General features: G+C 32.4%; 13 protein-coding genes. 5 read left to right on the top strand and 8 right to left on the bottom strand.

Going from position 1 to position 17723, the window contains the following annotated elements:
• Positions 1–133 (bottom strand): type IX secretion system membrane protein PorP/SprF (locus tag UXY25_RS03855; RefSeq protein ID WP_320814684.1); only part of this gene is annotated, 133 nt, incomplete at its 3' end.
• A 60-nt stretch (positions 134–193) separates the two neighbouring features.
• Positions 194–6112: a gliding motility-associated C-terminal domain-containing protein gene (locus UXY25_RS03850; RefSeq protein ID WP_320814681.1), complete on the bottom strand. Its 5919-nt coding sequence runs from the start codon at positions 6110–6112 to the stop codon at positions 194–196.
• Between the two features lie 174 nt (positions 6113–6286).
• Here UXY25_RS03850 and UXY25_RS03845 point away from each other — a divergent pair, with 174 nt between their 5' ends.
• Entirely contained in the window at positions 6287–7027 is a 741-nt protein-coding gene (locus UXY25_RS03845) for a UDP-2,3-diacylglucosamine diphosphatase (RefSeq protein WP_414601364.1), read from the top strand.
• Here UXY25_RS03845 and UXY25_RS03840 read toward each other — a convergent pair.
• From UXY25_RS03840 to UXY25_RS03825, 4 genes are all read right to left on the bottom strand, one after another.
• A complete protein-coding gene (locus tag UXY25_RS03840; RefSeq protein ID WP_320814679.1) occupies positions 7024–8292 on the bottom strand; it encodes an MFS transporter in 1269 nt (422 codons plus the stop codon). The two genes, UXY25_RS03845 and UXY25_RS03840, sit on opposite strands and share 4 nt — an antisense overlap.
• Complete coding sequence (gene recJ, locus UXY25_RS03835) at positions 8285–9985, bottom strand: single-stranded-DNA-specific exonuclease RecJ (protein ID WP_320814678.1); 1701 nt, start codon at positions 9983–9985, stop codon at positions 8285–8287. Before recJ ends, UXY25_RS03840 begins: the two co-directional genes overlap by 8 nt.
• Before the next feature lie 105 nt (positions 9986–10090).
• A complete protein-coding gene (locus UXY25_RS03830) occupies positions 10091–10414 on the bottom strand; it encodes a GIY-YIG nuclease family protein (RefSeq protein WP_414601363.1) in 324 nt (107 codons plus the stop codon).
• A gap of 122 nt (positions 10415–10536) precedes the next feature.
• Complete coding sequence (locus UXY25_RS03825) at positions 10537–10962, bottom strand: OsmC family protein (protein ID WP_320814677.1); 426 nt, start codon at positions 10960–10962, stop codon at positions 10537–10539.
• A 531-nt stretch (positions 10963–11493) separates the two neighbouring features.
• Between UXY25_RS03825 and UXY25_RS03820 the strand changes: the two genes are divergently transcribed.
• Positions 11494–12024 carry a hypothetical protein gene (locus tag UXY25_RS03820; protein WP_320814676.1) on the top strand — a complete coding sequence of 177 codons (531 nt, stop codon included), beginning with the start codon at positions 11494–11496 and terminating at the stop codon, positions 12022–12024.
• 79 nt (positions 12025–12103) lie between these two features.
• Complete coding sequence (locus UXY25_RS03815; protein ID WP_320814675.1) at positions 12104–12580, top strand: hypothetical protein; 477 nt, start codon at positions 12104–12106, stop codon at positions 12578–12580.
• 231 nt (positions 12581–12811) lie between these two features.
• Here the strand turns inward: UXY25_RS03815 and rsmI are convergent, their stop codons facing one another.
• Positions 12812–13489 (bottom strand): 16S rRNA (cytidine(1402)-2'-O)-methyltransferase, encoded by a 678-nt coding sequence (gene rsmI / locus UXY25_RS03810; RefSeq protein WP_320814674.1) that lies wholly within the window; start codon positions 13487–13489, stop codon positions 12812–12814.
• Between the two features lie 3 nt (positions 13490–13492).
• A complete protein-coding gene (locus UXY25_RS03805) occupies positions 13493–14467 on the bottom strand; it encodes a hypothetical protein (RefSeq protein ID WP_320814673.1) in 975 nt (324 codons plus the stop codon).
• Positions 14468–14656: 189 nt separating this feature from the next.
• Here UXY25_RS03805 and UXY25_RS03800 point away from each other — a divergent pair, with 189 nt between their 5' ends.
• Both UXY25_RS03800 and UXY25_RS03795 read left to right on the top strand, forming a co-directional pair.
• Positions 14657–15247, top strand: coding sequence for a thymidine kinase (locus UXY25_RS03800; RefSeq protein WP_320814682.1), 591 nt, complete (start codon positions 14657–14659; stop codon positions 15245–15247).
• A gap of 6 nt (positions 15248–15253) precedes the next feature.
• Positions 15254–17695 carry a bifunctional UDP-N-acetylmuramoyl-tripeptide:D-alanyl-D-alanine ligase/alanine racemase gene (locus UXY25_RS03795; RefSeq protein WP_320814672.1) on the top strand — a complete coding sequence of 814 codons (2442 nt, stop codon included), beginning with the start codon at positions 15254–15256 and terminating at the stop codon, positions 17693–17695.
• Positions 17696–17723 lie beyond the last annotated feature (28 nt).

The following is a 17723-nucleotide window of genomic DNA, read 5'->3' as shown; positions in this document are numbered from 1 at the left end:
CCTTACTACCCGCATAAGCAGGATTCATAACACTCATATTATACATATACTGTGTGTAATGAGGGTCTTGTTGTGAAAAGCCTTCTGTAATAAAGCCTAACAATAATATCGAAACTAAATATAGTTTGTTCATTTTTAATTTAATTAATTATTTGAACTACTCATAAAAATAAGAGTAGTTCAAAGTTTTATTTTATTGCTCTCTATTTATATAAACCCAACCTGTTCTAGGTGCCATGTCATTAAATTCAATAACATAGTAATATGTCCCATCTGGTAATTCATTACCATTATTAGACTTACCAACCCATTCATTTGTATAGTTAGATTTAGAATAAACTTCTTTACCGTATCTATTAAAAATTTGAACTTTTTTGACATCAAATGTTGATAAATCCCAGTTATCATTTAAACCGTCTCCATTTGGAGAAACACCTTTTGGAATGACACAAGTCTCAACAACCACAACTAATTCTCCAACTTGGCTACAAGATGAATTATTAGGAGTAAAATAATAAGTGGTTGTACCGGTAACAGATACATCTGCAATTGATGGCGACCAAGTTCCGTCGTATCCTTCTATTGATTGGACTGGTAATTGGAAATCTGAATTAACACATACCTCAACATTGTTAAACGTTGGAGTTTCTAATGCATTAATAACTAATACAAACTGGCTAGAACCACTATTTATACAGTTTGTTGCATCTTGAGCAAATGTATATGTAATAGTATAAGTGCCAGGGAAGCTTAAATACAAATCTACTTCGCCTGTTGAAGAATCAATAACAATATTAGAATTATTTCCTGTAAATGTTCCTCCTGTGCTAAATCCCGCAATTGAGGTGTCTGGCATAGGATTAATTGAGTCAGAAATACATACAGGAGAAACATACGTAAACGTTGTAACTGGATTTGCATATATAAATGGATCAATTGTAAACGTATAAGGTTGAGAATAACAGTCCGTAATTAAATCATGAACAACTAATGTATATGTTCCAGGAATAACTCCTGTAAAATCAACACTTGTTTGAGTTGTTGTAGTTGTCCCGTTACTTAAAATATACTCGTAGTTTGTAACATATAAAGTATAAAAACCAACGTCTGTATAATCTTCAGGATCCAGTACTGTCCAGTCTGCAGCATTCCAAGTAGTACTCGGAAGTGGTGTAGCGGTAGTTAACCTTCTATAAGTATAACCTACACCCGGTGTAAATACAGTCCCATTAATTCCCCAAGTATCTATAATAACATCGGCACTAGTAGCTAATGAAATTTGATCATTATTATTAACACCTCCACAAGTTGCGTAAGTCAAGTCTGCTACTACACCTCCTGCGCCAGCACTAGAACTTAATTTAATAACAACAACATCATTATTTAATAAATTTCCTGAAAGAGTTAAGTCACAAGTTGGTGTTGAACTACCAAAAACGGTAAAAACCTTTAATTTATAATTACTTAAATCAACAGTAGCTCCAGTTCCATTATATATTTCTACATAAGTAAGTGCTCCTGGATCTGCATCTGTTACTTCAGAAATAAATAAATTTCCTGCTGTATTCAATTGCATATTTAATGGAGATAGTACTTCAAAAGTAGCTGTTTGATCTGCACAAGTTGGTAATGAAGTAATATCTATTGTAGGTGTAGGAACAGAATTTACAGTAATTGTAATTGTGTTACTTAATGTATTATTACAAGTTCCGTCATTTATATTGGTTAATAATATAACAACATCAGCAGTAGGATTAGTAACTGTAATAATTCCGCTTTGTCCAGAAGTATTTAAAAGAACCGTTTCATTACCACCTGAACCTACTTGATAAGTAACAGTTGCATTTGGCGTTCCTTGAATTGTAAATTCAGCATCGCTTCCTAAACATATAGAAGAATTAACTGCTGTTAAACTAGTAACAGTTGGTAAAGCTCTTACTACTACTGTAGATGTATTTGTTAAAGCAGTATTACAAGCTCCATTGTCAATATTTGATAAATTCAATGTAACATTTCCTACAGGAGGATTAGTTACAGTAATTGTTGCAGAACCTGAAGCGTCTAATATAGTTGTCCCTCCAACTGCATTTATCGTATAATCTAAACTAGCATTTGGTGTTCCTTGAATTGTAAATATTGCATCTTCACCAACACAAATTGGAGTGTTTGAAGTTACATTAGTTACTGAAGGTATAGGGTTTACTGTAACTGTATATGTTGTAAATACTGTTGCACACTGTCCAGAGTCTGGTGTAAATGTATAAGTTACTGTTTGTGTGTTATCAACTGGTGGAGACCACGAACCTGAATAGCCTTCTATAGAAGTTAAAGGTAATGTAATTGCATCTCCAACACAGAATGGACCAATTTGATTAAATGTTGGATTATAAATTGGGTTAACCAAAGTAATTTCAATGCCGTCTAAAATTGAACATCCATTAATACTAAAGTTAAAATTAGAATAGACCCCTGCATTTAATCCTGTAATTAAAATTTCTCCATTAACATTCGCAGTGAAATTTGTAGGACCAACAGTAACAGCATCATCTGTATAAGTAACACTATAAACATTACCCATTACAAATCCTGATGCTGTAATTGTACCATTTGTACCGTTACAAGTTGTAGGGTTTGTAAATGTAAAAGTAGGTGATGATTGTATACTGAAAGAAGCTGAATAGTATGCTCCTCCATTATCCAATACTATTGTGTCATCACATTGTGAAGTACTATCATTATCACCAGTAACATCATAATAAACCTCTATAATGTAATTTCCTGGTGTATTCGCAGTTAAATCTAAAGCTGCAGAAACAAATTGCCATCTTTGATCTCTATCATTACAAGAAGCTCCACCAGTAGGATAAGTCCCAGCTGTACAACTTTCAAGTAAAGGCAAGTTTACTATAGTAAATACCCCTGGAGCTGTAGCAGCAGGATATACTCTGTAATTTAATCTTGCACTACAAACATTAGTTGTCACTGTTTTAAATGTTCTTAATTCAGCTCCATTAAACATAAGGTTCCCAGAAGCCTGAACATAGGTGCCCAAATTACTATTTGGAAACACATTTGAAACCGCTCCAATAGTTTGTGAACCTGAAGTAGTATTAAAAAATTCTCCACTTGCAGAAGTGTTACAATTATCAATAAGTACTGCACTAGCAATTGTTCCAAAAGTACAAGTTGCTATAACTTCTACATCTAAAGTAGTTACAGATGCACATTGTCCTACATTTGGAGTAAATGTATATGTTCCTGAAGCCGTATTACTTACTGTTGCAGGAAACCAAGTACCCGCAATACCATTATTTGAAGTATTTGATAAGACAGGTGCTGTAGAGCCTGAACAAATAGGCGCAGGTGACACAAATGATGGCACAGTTTCTGGAGTTACTGTAATAGATACATTAACCGGACTTGCACATACTCCAACATTTGGAGTAAATGTATAAACACCTGAATTCATATTATCAACTACAGCAGGAAACCAAGTTCCTGAAATTCCATTTGTTGATGTATTCGGTAAAACCGGTGATGTTGTATTTCTACAAAAAGCAGCTATTGGGTTAAATGTTGGTGTTACAGATGGGTTAAAAGTTAAAACTATTTCATCCTGAACCTGATTAATACCACAAGTAATAATACATTTATATGTTCCAGATTGAGAAACAGTTATTGAACTCGTATTAACACCACTAATTAAAACATTGTTAAAATACCAAGCATAATTATCAGCAGTAGTATTTGAAGAATTTATTTGATAGGTAGCAGTATTACAAAACACTTGATCTGCACCAATATTATTACTACAAACAATTGAACAGTTTGTAGATCCAGTACCTCCAGTTTGTGTAAATGTAACTGTCCCTGGTTGATTACTAAAGTTTGTAATTAATACTAAATAAATATCATTAAGATTTGCATTTGCTATAGAAAAATTCTCTATTGCGGCAGTTGAGTAACTACAAGAAGCTACATTAGTTGGGAAAGAAGTATTCCCAACTGGATAGCCATAAAGATTATTACAAGCTGTCGGAAATTGAGCCGGTGAAAATGGCCCCCAAATTATATAATCTACATCAATCCCAGCACCTGTTGCAGTACTTGTTTGTGCAATTTGAAAATTCAAACTACCTGCTTGGTCTATCTGCATAAAATACCAAGACGGGTTTGGAGTTGTACCTAAACAACCTATTGCACCGTAACTTGGCGCTCCGGTTGAATTGGTATATACTAAGCCCGTATCTCCACAGAAAGCATCCGCATCACTACAAGAAACCGGAGTACCAACACATAAGTTAAATACTGTTGTTTGTCCAGGAGTACTTGTCCATGAATAAACACGAACAAAATAAGTTTGTCCAATTATTAATCCGCTTGCAGTACTATCATTTGGATCACTACAATATAATCTCGTTAAACTTCCACAAGTTCCGGAATATAAAACATGATACAAATCTGTAGTACTTCCTGTTACATTTACTAATGAAATATAATGAGTTGTAGATGTAGCTGTAAATTGAAACCACACATCATCATCAGCGGTTCCAGTACAAGTACTTGCAGGAGTTGAAGCAGTTGCTCCAATTAATGTTCCACTTGCTGTCTGTAAGCATGAAGTATCATCATTCACAGGAGTAACAGTTGCGTTAATACATTCATCATTAGCAATTAATGTTGAAAATGCCGTTCCAACTGAAACTGTACTTTCATCTACACCCAGACTACAAATAGATCTTACATAAGCCTTATATTGAGTACCTGAGTTTAATCCTGTATATATAAAAGGTCTCGTCGATGTTGTTCTCCATCCAGGAGTTGCAGCTGTTGGAATAGGAGAACTCGCTGGCAATACCAAAACCTGCCATTGTGTTGCCGGACCATTCTCTGTCCAATTTATAGATGCTTGAGTTTGACCAATAGCCGTAACAGTAACAGCAGAAGGTCTTGGACATGTAGGTGGCGGAGCACAGGTTACGTTTGAAGTCCACCCAGCCCTTGTTACTGAACCGTCAGATGTAAATCTAAAAGTTAAACATCCATTTGCACTAGTTGCTGTAAATGGTCCAGGGATTGCTGTTCCTGAAAAAGTACCTAACAAAGGAGCCGCTATACTATTACCGTCATAAACCCTCAAAAAATCCCACCCAGATTCAGTATTAAAAGAAGTAAAAGTTACCGTAACCAAATCTCCAGGTGTAACAGGACATATGGTTGTTGTTATATTTTCATTATTCGAATAATTTCCAGACACTCCTCCAGAATCAACAAAATTACCACCACAAACAGGCGGTGAAGCAGTTGTTGTAAAGTTCATTGCTGTTGACCAAGGACTTGAATTATCAGTTCCACATAAGGCCCTCACATAATAAGTATAATTTGTTAATGGCGAAAGACCTGTTAAGTTATAAGGTCTTGTTACAGGTGAAACAATAGTTCCTGTTCCTTGTACAAAACCTGTTGGACCATATTCAATAGCAAACTGGGTTGCAGGACCCGTATATGTCCAGTTTAAAGTAGCAGATGTTGCCAAAGGTGTAGCAGTTAATGCTGTAGGTGCAAAACATTGTTGGTCTACATTAACATTATCTATAATCCATGCATCACCGTTATCATTTTCCATAACAAAAGCTATGTAAATATTTTGACCTACATAAGCAGTTAAAGGGATGATTTTTTGTTCAAATGGCGCATTTATAATTTGCAACTCAGTATAAGTAGCGATAGTAGTTGTAAAATCCGCTGGGTTATTCTGTGAAGCAGTTGAAATTTTTACTTTATAAATACTACCTTGTTCTCCATTTGCAATTGATCTAGCAAAGAAGCGAAGTTGTCCATTTGCAGGAATAGTAACTAAAGGAGTAACCATCCAGTCTTCAGCTATTCCAGAAGGCACATCTTCTTTATTAACAATTGCAGCTTTACCGCCTGCATAAACCCAACCCAATCCTGTAGCTGTAGTTATTCCCCAACTTCTTGTTAGACCAATTCCATTGTCAAAAGTAGTCCAACCCGTTGGTGGAAATGTCGCACCCTCAAAACCTTCAGTCAATTGACCGTAGCTAAAAAAAGTGAATAATGACATGAAAAAAAGTAATAGTTTTTTCATTATATATTATTTATTTATTGTGGTTTGATTAATTATCAAATTTAACAATAAAATGTGTGAAACAAACATCAATCGATGAAAAGTAACAAATCATCGATAAAGTGTGTTAATTAGCAAAATAAAAAAACACTAAATTTGCAATATTAATTATACACCTAGATTTTGAATAAAAAATTGAAAATATATTTTGCTTCCGATCAACATTTTGGAGCACCTACTTCAGAAGAAAGTTTTCCAAGAGAGCAAAAATTTGTTGCTTGGCTTGATGATGTAAAAAAAGATGCTGATGCAATTTTTTTACTAGGAGATTTATTTGATTTTTGGTTCGAATATAAAACCGTAGTGCCAAAAGGATTTGTAAGAGTTTTAGGCAAATTAGCCGAAATTAGAGACTCTGGAGTTCCAATTTATTTTTTTGTTGGAAATCACGATTTATGGATGCACGATTACTTTCAAAAAGAATTAAATATTCCCGTGTATCATGACAACGAAGAATTTACTTTTAATGGTAAAACATTTTTAATTGGTCATGGAGATGGAAAAGGGCCTGGGGACAAAGGCTACAAACGCATGAAAAAGGTGTTTACAAATCCTTTTTCTAAATGGTTATTTCGTTGGATACATCCGGATATTGGAGTGAAATTAGCGCAATATTTATCGGTAAAAAACAAATTGATTTCAGGTGATGAAGACGTGAAGTTTCTTGGTGAAGAAAATGAATGGTTAGTGCAATATGCGAAGCGAAAATTAGAAGCTAAACATTATGATTATTTTGTTTTTGGACACCGTCATCTACCAATGATTATTGATGTAACTGAAAAGTCTAAGTATGTAAATTTAGGCGATTGGATTGGTTACTTTACTTATGGTGTTTTTGATGGAGAAACATTCGAATTAAAAGAATATAAAAACTAATTCGCATTTTCTAATTCTTCCACCTCTTTTTCTAAATCTAATTTTCTAAACGAGGGAGAAACTATAGCCGTTCCAAAAACAGTAGCTAATGTCATGCATCCGCCAAAAACAACTGCTGGCACAACACCCATAATTTTAGCAGTTAATCCACTTTCAAAAGCACCAAGTTCATTTGAAGAACCTACAAAAATTGAGTTAACTGAAGAAACTCTTCCGCGCATATTATCGGGCGTGTGTAATTGAAGAATTGTATTTCGAATCACAACTGAAACACCATCGGCAATACCACTTAAAAACAAAGCTGATACAGAAATCCAAAATATTTCGGAAATACCAAAAACAATAATACAAAGTCCAAAAACAAATATCGCTGTCAATAATTTTATACCTGCATTTTTATTCAAAGAAAAATAAGCAGCAGCCAACATGGTTACGATAGAACCTACAGCTGGTGCAGCTCGAAGAACTCCAAAACCTTCAGAACCTACTTTTAAAATATCCTGAGCAAATATGGGTAATAAAGCAACCGCTCCCCCAAATAAAACGGCAAACATATCAAGAGATATTGCACCTAAAATGGTTTTATTATTGAAGACAAACTTCACTCCTTCTTTTAAACTTTCAAGTATTGGTTCTCCAATTTTCGGATTTAAAATAGGTTTTTTAGAGATTTGGGTTAACCAAAATAACGCAAATAAAGTACATGCAAAAACCAAACACATTGACCAATGCACTCCAATTATTCCAATAGAAACTCCAGCAATTGCAGGCCCAAACATAGAGCCCATTTGCCAAGTTGAACTACTCCAAGTAGCAGCATTTGGATAATTTTTCTTTGGAACAATTAAGGATAAAAGTGAAAAAACGGTTGGTCCAATAAACGCTCTAACTAAGCCACCACAAAAAACCAACGCATAAATAATCCACAATATAGTGTTTGTTTCTAACGACTCTACAACACTTGGTACCGTTACTAAAAAAAGACCTAAACTGATAATTGAAAAACCTAAAAGGCATTTCATAAGCAGGCCTCTTTTTTCATTTTGATCAACAATATGCCCAGCAAACAAAGCCATAGAAACCGCCGGAATAATCTCCATTAAACCAATAATTCCTAAAGAAAGAGGGTTTTTGGTGATGCTATATACTTCCCATTCGATAATTACAAACTGCATTGACCAAGCAAAAACAAGCGCAAATCGCATGGTAAGAAAAAAACGAAATTCTTTAAATCGTAATGCAGCGTAAGGATCTTTTTTAGCCATTTGAAGATTTGATGTCGCGTAATTGAAGCTGCAAAGTTACAACATCTCGCCATTCATTTTCCTCTAATGAAACAATTGCATCAAACTTTTGCAAATTTTTAACAATTGGTAATTTATCTCCAATTTTAAAGCCAATTGCACCAAAACTTTCTGAATTTTGTTGCTTTACAAAGGCTTTTAAGTGTTCATCATCTGAACCCAAATTTTTTGTATAACCCGAATCAGTTAATTCTTTAACTAAAAATAAAGGCGTCATGTTTTGAGGTCCGAATGGTTCAAACTGTTTTAAAATACGCATCATTTTTGCATTTAATTCTGTTAAATGAATTTCAGCATCGTATTCTAATTCAGCCATTAACAAATCGGGATGAATGGTTTCTTGAACTATTTTTTCAAATGCCTTTTTAAAATTTTCATAATTTTCTTCCAAAAGTGTCATTCCTGCCGCATACATGTGTCCGCCAAATTGTTCTAAATGTTCTGCACATGCTTCCAACGCATTGTACACATCAAAACCTTTTACAGAACGTGCCGAAGCAGCTAATTTATCGCCACTTTTGGTAAAAACAATCGTTGGTCTATAATACGTTTCAATCAATCGGGAAGCAACAATTCCTATTACACCTTTATGCCAATCTTCTTGATAGACTACCGTTGTAAATCGGTTTTCTTCATTAGATTCAAAAATGTGTGTTAAAGCTTCTTTTGTAATTTGTTTATCTAAACCTTTACGTTCGTTATTATTATCTTCAATTTCTTTGGCAAACTCTTCGGCTTGACTCAAATTGAATTCGGTTAACAAACGCACCGCATAATCACCATGTTTAATTCTTCCAGCTGCATTGATTCGCGGTGCAACCACAAAAACGACATCAGTAATTGTAATTTCTTTCTTTTTTATCGATTGAATTAACGCTTTTATTCCTGGTCTTGGAGAAGAATTTATGACTTCTAAACCCATTTTCGCAAGCACACGGTTTTCGCCCGTCATGGGAACAATATCTGCTGCAATTGCAGTGGCAACCAAATCTAAATAAGGGACTAAATCTTCGGTTGTATGGTTTCGGTTTTTCCCTAAAGCTTGAATTAGTTTGAACCCAACTCCACAACCACATAATTCATCATAAGGATACGAACAATCTTCTCTTTTTGGGTCTAAAACAGCAACAGCATTTGGTAATTTATCTCCAGGTCTGTGATGGTCGCAAATGATAAAATCGACTCCTTTAACAGCAGCGTAATTCACATGGTCGATGGATTTTATTCCGCAATCTAAAGCTATAATTAAAGTAATTCCGTTGTCTTCTGCGTAGTCGATTCCTTTATAAGAAACTCCATAGCCTTCTGCATAACGATCTGGAATATATGTTGTAACATTTGGATAAAACGTTCGTAAATAACTTGAAACCAAAGAAACTGCAGTGGTTCCATCGACATCATAATCGCCAAAGACCATGATGTTTTCATTGTTTTTAACAGCAATTTCAATACGTTCTACCGCTTTGTCCATATCTTTCATTAAGTATGGATCGTGTAAATCTTCTAAAGTAGGACGGAAAAAAGTTTTAGCTTGTTCGAAAGTTTCTATTCCCCTTTGAACGAGTAAAGACGCAATAATTTCATCGACTTGAAGTGCATTTTGTAAGGCTTGTACTTTTTGTTGTTCTGGCTTTGATTTTAAATTCCAACGCATAGTATTAAAATTTAGATTGTTTTGAATGGCTTATATAGTACAAATGTATAATTTATTTTTCGTTTTTTGTCATTTCGACCAAAGGGAGAAATCACATACTAATAATCAAAAATGATGATTTAAAAATTCAAAATCAGAATTAAAGTTTTTTATTAATACTAATTTCTTTTCCCTTCTCCATTTTTTCAATTCTTTTTCTCTGGCAATTGCTTCTTCAACCCAAACGAATTTTTCGTAATAGACCAAAAACTCTAGATTATATTTTGAAGCAAACGTTTTATTCCCTATTTCAATATTTTCTTTGTGCTGCTGTAATCGTTGTTTCAAATTATTTGTCATACCAATATAAAAAGTAGACCTATACTTATTGGTAATGATGTAAACGTAATAAGAATGAAAGCCTAATTGAGGATTGAATTCATTCATCATTTAAGCTTTTTCTTTATGTGATTTCTCCTTTCGTCGAAATGACAAACTAGACATTATTTTTATCGTGTTAATATGACGAACAAAGTGAATAAAACTTTTTCTTGACATTCTAAATAATCGCTTTATACTTTATGAAAAAACGTCTTTACCTCAACAGTTGCAAATTTTCTAAACATTTCTAGAACACCACAGTATTTTTCTATAGACAAATCAACTGCGCGTTGTAATTTTTTCTCTTCTAGATTACTTCCTGAAAAATGAAATTCTAAAGCAACTGCATCGTAGTATTTTGGGTGTTCTTCTGTTAGGTTTGCTACAGTTTCAATTTTAAAATCGGCAACTTCTAACTTCATTTTTTCTATTAATGAAGCCACATCTAAACCTGAACAACCTGCTAAAGAGGCTAACATCATTGCTTTTGGTCGTAAACCAGCTCCTTCGCCTCCGTTTTCTTCACCAGCGTTGATTAAAACTGTTTCGCCGCTTGGGTTAGTAGACTCAAATTGCATTTTTCCTTTCCAAGTTGTAGTTACGTTGTGTGTTGTCATTTTTCTGATTTTTTTCTCTCTTACAAAGTTACACAAAACTAAAGTTATATTGTTATTTGATAAGTATTATAAGATTTTACACATTCCGTTTAACTAATTTATCTGTGTTTGACATAATTAAACAATAAAAACACTGAGCTAAAATTTTATTAAAGTTCCAATATTCAATATTGGAACTTTAATAAAATTTACATTTTTTCTGTATTTATTATTTTTAAGACTTTTATATGTTTGCGTGAGATTTATTATACAAAACAATAATTATAAATATTTGTTTGTGGAATAAATTTATAAGTTACATAAAACCTTATGATAAATTGCAACTTAAAACTTGATCTAAAATTTATGAAGATAAGACTTTTAAGAAGGTTTAAGTTATTTGAAACCGATAGCGTTAAATTTTTCTTTAGTCAAAATTTCGAATTTAAAATTAGTTTTTAATGTGTACAATTAAGATGTAATGTAGCTAAAACAAGTCCTAACATAACTTTAGGTCAACTAATTACATGTAAAAAATTAAAATTTTATCAAATGAAAACAAAAAAAATATTCCTTGGTTTATTAGCAGCTATGCTAATTCTGTTTTTTTCTTGTGACTCAGATTCTAATCAAACAGAAGCCGTAAAAAACTCTAACCATAACATAACTAATAAACTTCCTGCGGGTGGAGGACCATGTCCTGACGGTATGATTGCTGTCATAAGTTATGAATTTGACTCATTCCATTTTCATAGACCTAAAAATAATTGCGAAAGTGGTTTTTGGTTTTGCACAAAAGGTGGTGATTGGACTGTTAATTGTGTAATAAACCCTTATGGAAAAACGTACTCGTATCTAACAGATAGCACAACTGTTGTTGCTGCAATAGTTGATAGAAAAAATGAGGTGATTAGTTTTCATTTCCCAATAGGGTTAATCAATAAAGATGGAAACACACAAAGTGATTTCGAAATTTTTAATGTCGATGAAGAATTAACATTTGACGATGTTACTCTAATAAAAGGTAATTATCGTTCAACATTTACTAATGAAGAAATAATAATTGATGTCCCAGTTAAATAAAATAATTTCATTACTCCTAATCATTTTTTTAGGAGTAATGTCTTTTTCATGCAAGCCAATTTATAACTTGAGCTATGGCGTGAATAAATCCATTGATTATAGCACAAAAGTAGATTATACATTAAAAATTAATGAAAAATATAAATTAGAAACTTCAAATATAATATTTATAGATAGTTTGCAAAAAAATGATTTTATAAACTATATCATTGAAGAGAAAGCATCTTACATTTATGGAATTGTAGTAAATGGTGATCAAAAAGTTGATAATAATTTTATTCAAGAAAACAAATCTTGTTATACAAGAGTTACCAGTTTAATAAAGAACAATCCTGATTTAGCTGGAGAAAAATTAATTCCATCTAAAGTTTTAAATTTCAATTATGTCAACCAAAAAAACGAACAAGTTAATTTAGAAGATAAGAAAATATTGCTTTTTGTTTTTTCTACAAAATTAGGCACTAGCATTATAAATGATATAAAAAATATAACAGAAGAGTTTAAAACTAATGCAAAGTTTAAATCATATAATTACTATCTAATTTCAATTGATTAAAACTAATTCTTTTTTCTATCAAAGCAAACGACAGTTTAATATTTTTATCTAAACCAACTACTCATTATACAATTTCACAATCCCAGCTAATCCAGTAGAAAAAATAAAGATTCCTAATATTATAAAAAAAGTATTTGCGTCCTTGAATCCACGAAATGCAACTGTAACCCCTATAACAAAAGAAAGTATTGTAATTAAAAATATAATTTTAGAAGATCTTTTCATGGAAAACTACTTCAAACTCTTCCCACCAACACAAATTACAATTTCGCCTTTTGCAGGTTTGGCTTCAAAATGTTTCAATACTTCTTCAGCAGTTCCGCGAACGGTTTCTTCGTGTAATTTAGATAATTCACGAGAAACAGAAACTGGTCTTTCGGCACCAAAGTATTGTACATATTCGGCTAATGTTTTGTTTAATTTATGTGGTGAAACGTAAAAAATCATGGTTCTTGTTTCTTCGGATAAAGCCAAGAAACGAGTTTGTCTTCCTTTTTTGTCGGGTAAAAAGCCTTCGAAAATGAATTTATCATTGGGCAAACCGCTGTTTACTAAAGCCGGCACAAAAGCCGTTGCTCCTGGCAAACAATCTACTTCCACTCCGTTTTCTACACAAGCCCGTGTTAGTAAAAAACCAGGGTCTGAAATTGCAGGTGTTCCAGCATCACTAATTAACGCAATTGTTTCGCCAGCTTGCATGCGTTTTACCAAATTTTCAACGGTTTTATGTTCGTTGTGCATGTGGTGACTGTGCATGTGTGTCCCAATTTCAAAATGTTTTAGTAATTTTCCGCTAGTACGTGTGTCTTCGGCTAAAATTAAATCGACTTCTTTTAAAACTCTAATCGCTCTAAAAGTCATGTCTTCAAGATTACCAATTGGTGTTGGAACAAGAAATAATTTTCCCATAATTTAGTTGAACTTTTTCTCTACTATTCCTAAGAAACGGTTTTCAAACTCTTCTTTTCCATCCCAGTTATTATAATCTGGCTTTACGAAATCATTAATAAAACCTTGAGCTTCATCAAATGAATCGAATGTGTTTAATTGCGATAATACACGGTTAAAGTCATCTGAACTTCCGCCAAATAATTTTTTCTCAAAAGCAATTCTATCGTTTAATCCTATATTAATTCCTTTAGTTAACCGGTCGTTAAGCGACTTTGGTTTTTCAAAAACTACTTCCGGAGTTTTTTTAATTATAATTTCTTCTTTAACTTCTGCAACAACCTCTGATTCTTTAGCTATAAAAAGGTCTTCATTAGATTTTTCTTCTTCTGCAACAAATAAATCTTCACTTGTTTCAGGCGTTGATTCTTCAACAGCTTCAAAAGTAAGTTCAGCAACTTGTTCAACCTCTACAGGAACGTCGTTTACTTTTACAAACTCAAGTTCTTCAAAATCACTTCCAAAAACATCTTCAAATAAAACAGATTGAGGTTGCTTAAGATCATCTTCATGAATTAAAGCCATTTCTTCAATAATTTCTTCCTCTTCTTCGGCTTCAGCTACATTTTTTTCTTCAATATATTCATCTTCAAATTCTTCAACTAATTCCCCCACAATGTCTTTATTTTCTAAAGCATCAAATTCTGGTTCTGAATCCAAATGCAAATCTAAAGCATGTAAAACCGTTTCAAATTCTTCTTTATCTACAGGTTTTTCAACAATATTAGAACCTTTTGGGTTTTCTAATTTATGTTCTAAATCCTCAAGAGAAATTTCGTTTTCAACAACAGCAATGTTTTCTTCGTAAAAACGTAAAACCGTTAATTGATCATACAATTTTTTTGTTTCTTCATGTAGTCTAACCGTTTCAGAGCGGTTTTTTAACTTCAAAACTCTGTGTGCAATGCTGATTAGTTCGGCTTCTAACTTTTTCTTCATAACTTAAAGGAATAGAAATTGAATAGTAGTTGATTAATTATAAATTTCTTGTAAAAATATTATTTTAAAACTTGAAAATAAAGAACTTACTTAAAAATTTATATTGTTTGTCTTTAGTGTAAATTTACGTAAGTTTGTTTCGACTACAAAAGTAGTTCATTATAATATTAATTGACCGAAATATACAAAATGTTTCTTGAAAATACAGTAAATCAACACGAACAATTTGGCTGGATAGAAGTTATATGTGGCTCAATGTTTTCTGGAAAAACAGAAGAACTTATTCGTCGTTTAAAAAGAGCACAATTTGCAAAACAAAAAGTGGAGATTTTTAAACCATCAGTAGATACTCGTTATGATGATGAAATGGTTGTTTCTCATAATAAAAACGAAATCCGTTCTACGCCAGTTCCTGCAGCAGAAAATATAAGAATACTTGCTCAAGGTTGCGATGTTGTAGGTATTGATGAAGCTCAATTTTTTGACGATGAAATTGTGGCTGTTTGTAACGATTTAGCAAATAGCGGAATACGAGTAATTGTTGCTGGTTTAGACATGGACTTTAAAGGAAACCCTTTTGGTCCAATGCCTGCATTAATGGCAACTGCTGAGTATGTGACCAAAGTTCACGCAGTTTGTACGCGTACAGGAAATTTAGCTCATTATAGTTTTAGAAAGTCGGAAAACGACAAATTAGTTATGCTTGGTGAAACGGAAGAATACGAACCATTAAGCAGAGCAGCCTATTACAAAGCGCTTAGGGAAAACTCAGAAAAATAATTTCTTTTGAATTATACTTTAAAACATATTACATCCACTTTAGACATTAAGAATCAAGAAGTATTTCCTGATTTTAATGTTGAGAACATTTCTATTGATAGTCGTTCATTACAAAACAACAATGGAACTTTATTTTTTGCTTTAAAAGGCAATAATCATGACGGACACCAATATATTGAGCAACTTATTGAAAAAGGTGTTGCTTTTTTTGTTGTAGAACACATTCCAACACATTTAAAAAACAAAGCGCATTTTATTGTGGTAAAAAACACTTTAAAAGCACTTCAAAAAACGGCTATTTATTATCGTAATTTATTCACGTTCCCAACGATTGGAATTACAGGAAGTAATGGGAAAACGATTGTAAAAGAATGGCTAAATTTTCTTTTAAGTCCAGATTTTAATGTTGTGAGAAGTCCTAAAAGTTATAATTCACAAGTTGGAGTTCCTTTGTCAATTTTTGGAATCAATGAAAACCATAATTTAGGAATATTTGAAGCAGGGATTTCTCAAAAAGGAGAAATGGAAAAACTGCAAGAAATCATCCAACCAAATATTGGAGTTTTTACACATTTAGGAAATGCTCATGATGAAAGTTTTGTAAATATTTCTGAAAAAATAGAAGAAAAAACAGCCCTTTTTAAAGGTTGTGAGGTAGTTGTTTTAGAAAAAAATAATCAAATAGAACAATTTATTAAATCCCCGAAATTAACTTGGAGTTTTGACAACAATAAAGCTGATTATTTTTTATCTACGAATAGTATAAACAATAAACTTACCGAAATAAGCATTAGCGGAAACAATGTTGATTTTAAGACTTCAATCCCTTTTAACGATATTGCTTCTATAAAAAATGCAACATCATGTATTATTACAATGTTGTACTTAAAGTACGAAATAAAACACATTCAAGAAAGAGTTCAACAATTGTATCCTATTGAGCTTCGTTTACAAGCAAAAAAAGGAATTAATAATTGTTTGCTAATAGATGATTCATATTCATCAGATTATCAATCTTTACAAATTGCTCTAGATTTTTTAGAGCAACAAAAATTACACAGTAAAAAAACAATTATACTTTCTGATGTTTTTCAAGGTGGATTACCCCTAAACGAACTTTATCAAAAAGTGGCTAGCACTATTCAAGACAATAAAATAGACCGAGTAATTGCAATAGGAGAAACGATAAGTGGTTATTTAAACGAACTTCCAAATGTAATTTCATTTCCTACAACAACTGATTTTTTAAAACAATTTAATATCAACTCATTTGAAAATGAAACGATCTTAATTAAAGGTGCGCGAAATTTTTATTTTGATGAAATTGTGGTGGTTCTTGAAGAGAAAAATCACGAAACTGTTTTAGAAATTAACCTTGATGCTTTAAGTAATAATCTAAATTTTTACAAATCAAAGCTAGCTCCAAAAACCAAAATAATGGTTATGGTTAAGGCTTTTGGTTATGGCAATGGAGGTTATGAAATTGCAAAGCTTTTAGAACATAATAATGTTGATTATTTAGGTGTTGCTTTTGCTGATGAAGGCATATCATTAAGGAAAGCAGGAATCAAAATTCCAATAATGGTTTTGAATCCAGAAAACAGTAGTTTCCACGCTATGATTGCTTATGATTTAGAACCCGAAATATATTCGTTAACCGGTTTAGAAGCATTTTTAAAAGTTGCAAAACAACAAAACATAATTTCTTATCCTATTCACCTAAAAGTGGATACTGGAATGCATCGTTTAGGTTTTGAACCGCACGATTTACCAGAACTTAAATCGCTTTTGAAAAACAATAATTTTATTACTGTAAAAAGTGTTTTTTCGCATTTAGCAGCTTCAGATGACATTGCATTTAAGGAGTTTACAGAACTGCAATTTAATAGGCTTCAAAGCTTTTACAAAGAACTTATAAGCTCTTTACACACAAAACCTATTAGGCATATATTAAATACTTCTGGTATTTTTAATTACCCAAACTATCAAATGGAAATGGTTCGATTAGGAGTTGGGCTTTACGGAGCAGGTAATTCTGAAAACGAGAATAAAAACCTTCAAAACGTAAGTACTTTAAAAAGTATTATATCACAAATTAGAACTGTTGAAAAAGGGGAAAGCATTGGTTACAGCAGAAAATATATCGTTGAAAACGAAATTAAAGTAGCAACTATTCCTATTGGCTACGCTGATGGAATTAGAAGAGCTTGGGGAAATGGTGTAGGATACATTTTAATCAACAATCAAAAAGCAGCTATTCTTGGAAACATCTGTATGGATATGCTAATGGTTGATGTTTCTTCAATAAATTGTAATCCTGGTGATGAAGTTGTCATTTTTGGAGAGCAATTAACTGTAAATGAAATTGCAGAAAAAACAAATACAATTTCTTACGAAATTCTTACAGGTATTTCTCAAAGAGTAAAAAGAATTTTTTACAAAAATTAATCAATTGTTAAAATTTTTGTTAAATTCG

This window comes from Flavobacterium sp. (assembly GCF_034111225.1).
In the GTDB taxonomy this organism is placed as follows: domain Bacteria; phylum Bacteroidota; class Bacteroidia; order Flavobacteriales; family Flavobacteriaceae; genus Flavobacterium.
This window is presented reverse-complemented; position numbering and strand designations above follow the sequence as displayed.

Excerpts from the sequence above, each read along its gene's own strand:
- UXY25_RS03850 (WP_320814681.1), bottom strand. The coding sequence starts at position 6,112 with ATGAAAAAACTATTACTTTTTTTCATGTCATTATTCACTTTTTTTAGC.
- UXY25_RS03840 (WP_320814679.1), bottom strand. The coding sequence starts at position 8,292 with ATGGCTAAAAAAGATCCTTACGCTGCATTACGATTTAAAGAATTTCGT.
- recJ (WP_320814678.1), bottom strand. The coding sequence starts at position 9,985 with ATGCGTTGGAATTTAAAATCAAAGCCAGAACAACAAAAAGTACAAGCC.
- UXY25_RS03830 (WP_414601363.1), bottom strand. The coding sequence starts at position 10,414 with ATGATGAATGAATTCAATCCTCAATTAGGCTTTCATTCTTATTACGTT.
- UXY25_RS03825 (WP_320814677.1), bottom strand. The coding sequence starts at position 10,962 with ATGACAACACACAACGTAACTACAACTTGGAAAGGAAAAATGCAATTT.
- UXY25_RS03820 (WP_320814676.1), top strand. The coding sequence starts at position 11,494 with ATGAAAACAAAAAAAATATTCCTTGGTTTATTAGCAGCTATGCTAATT.
- rsmI (WP_320814674.1), bottom strand. The coding sequence starts at position 13,489 with ATGGGAAAATTATTTCTTGTTCCAACACCAATTGGTAATCTTGAAGAC.
- UXY25_RS03805 (WP_320814673.1), bottom strand. The coding sequence starts at position 14,467 with ATGAAGAAAAAGTTAGAAGCCGAACTAATCAGCATTGCACACAGAGTT.
- UXY25_RS03800 (WP_320814682.1), top strand. The coding sequence starts at position 14,657 with ATGTTTCTTGAAAATACAGTAAATCAACACGAACAATTTGGCTGGATA.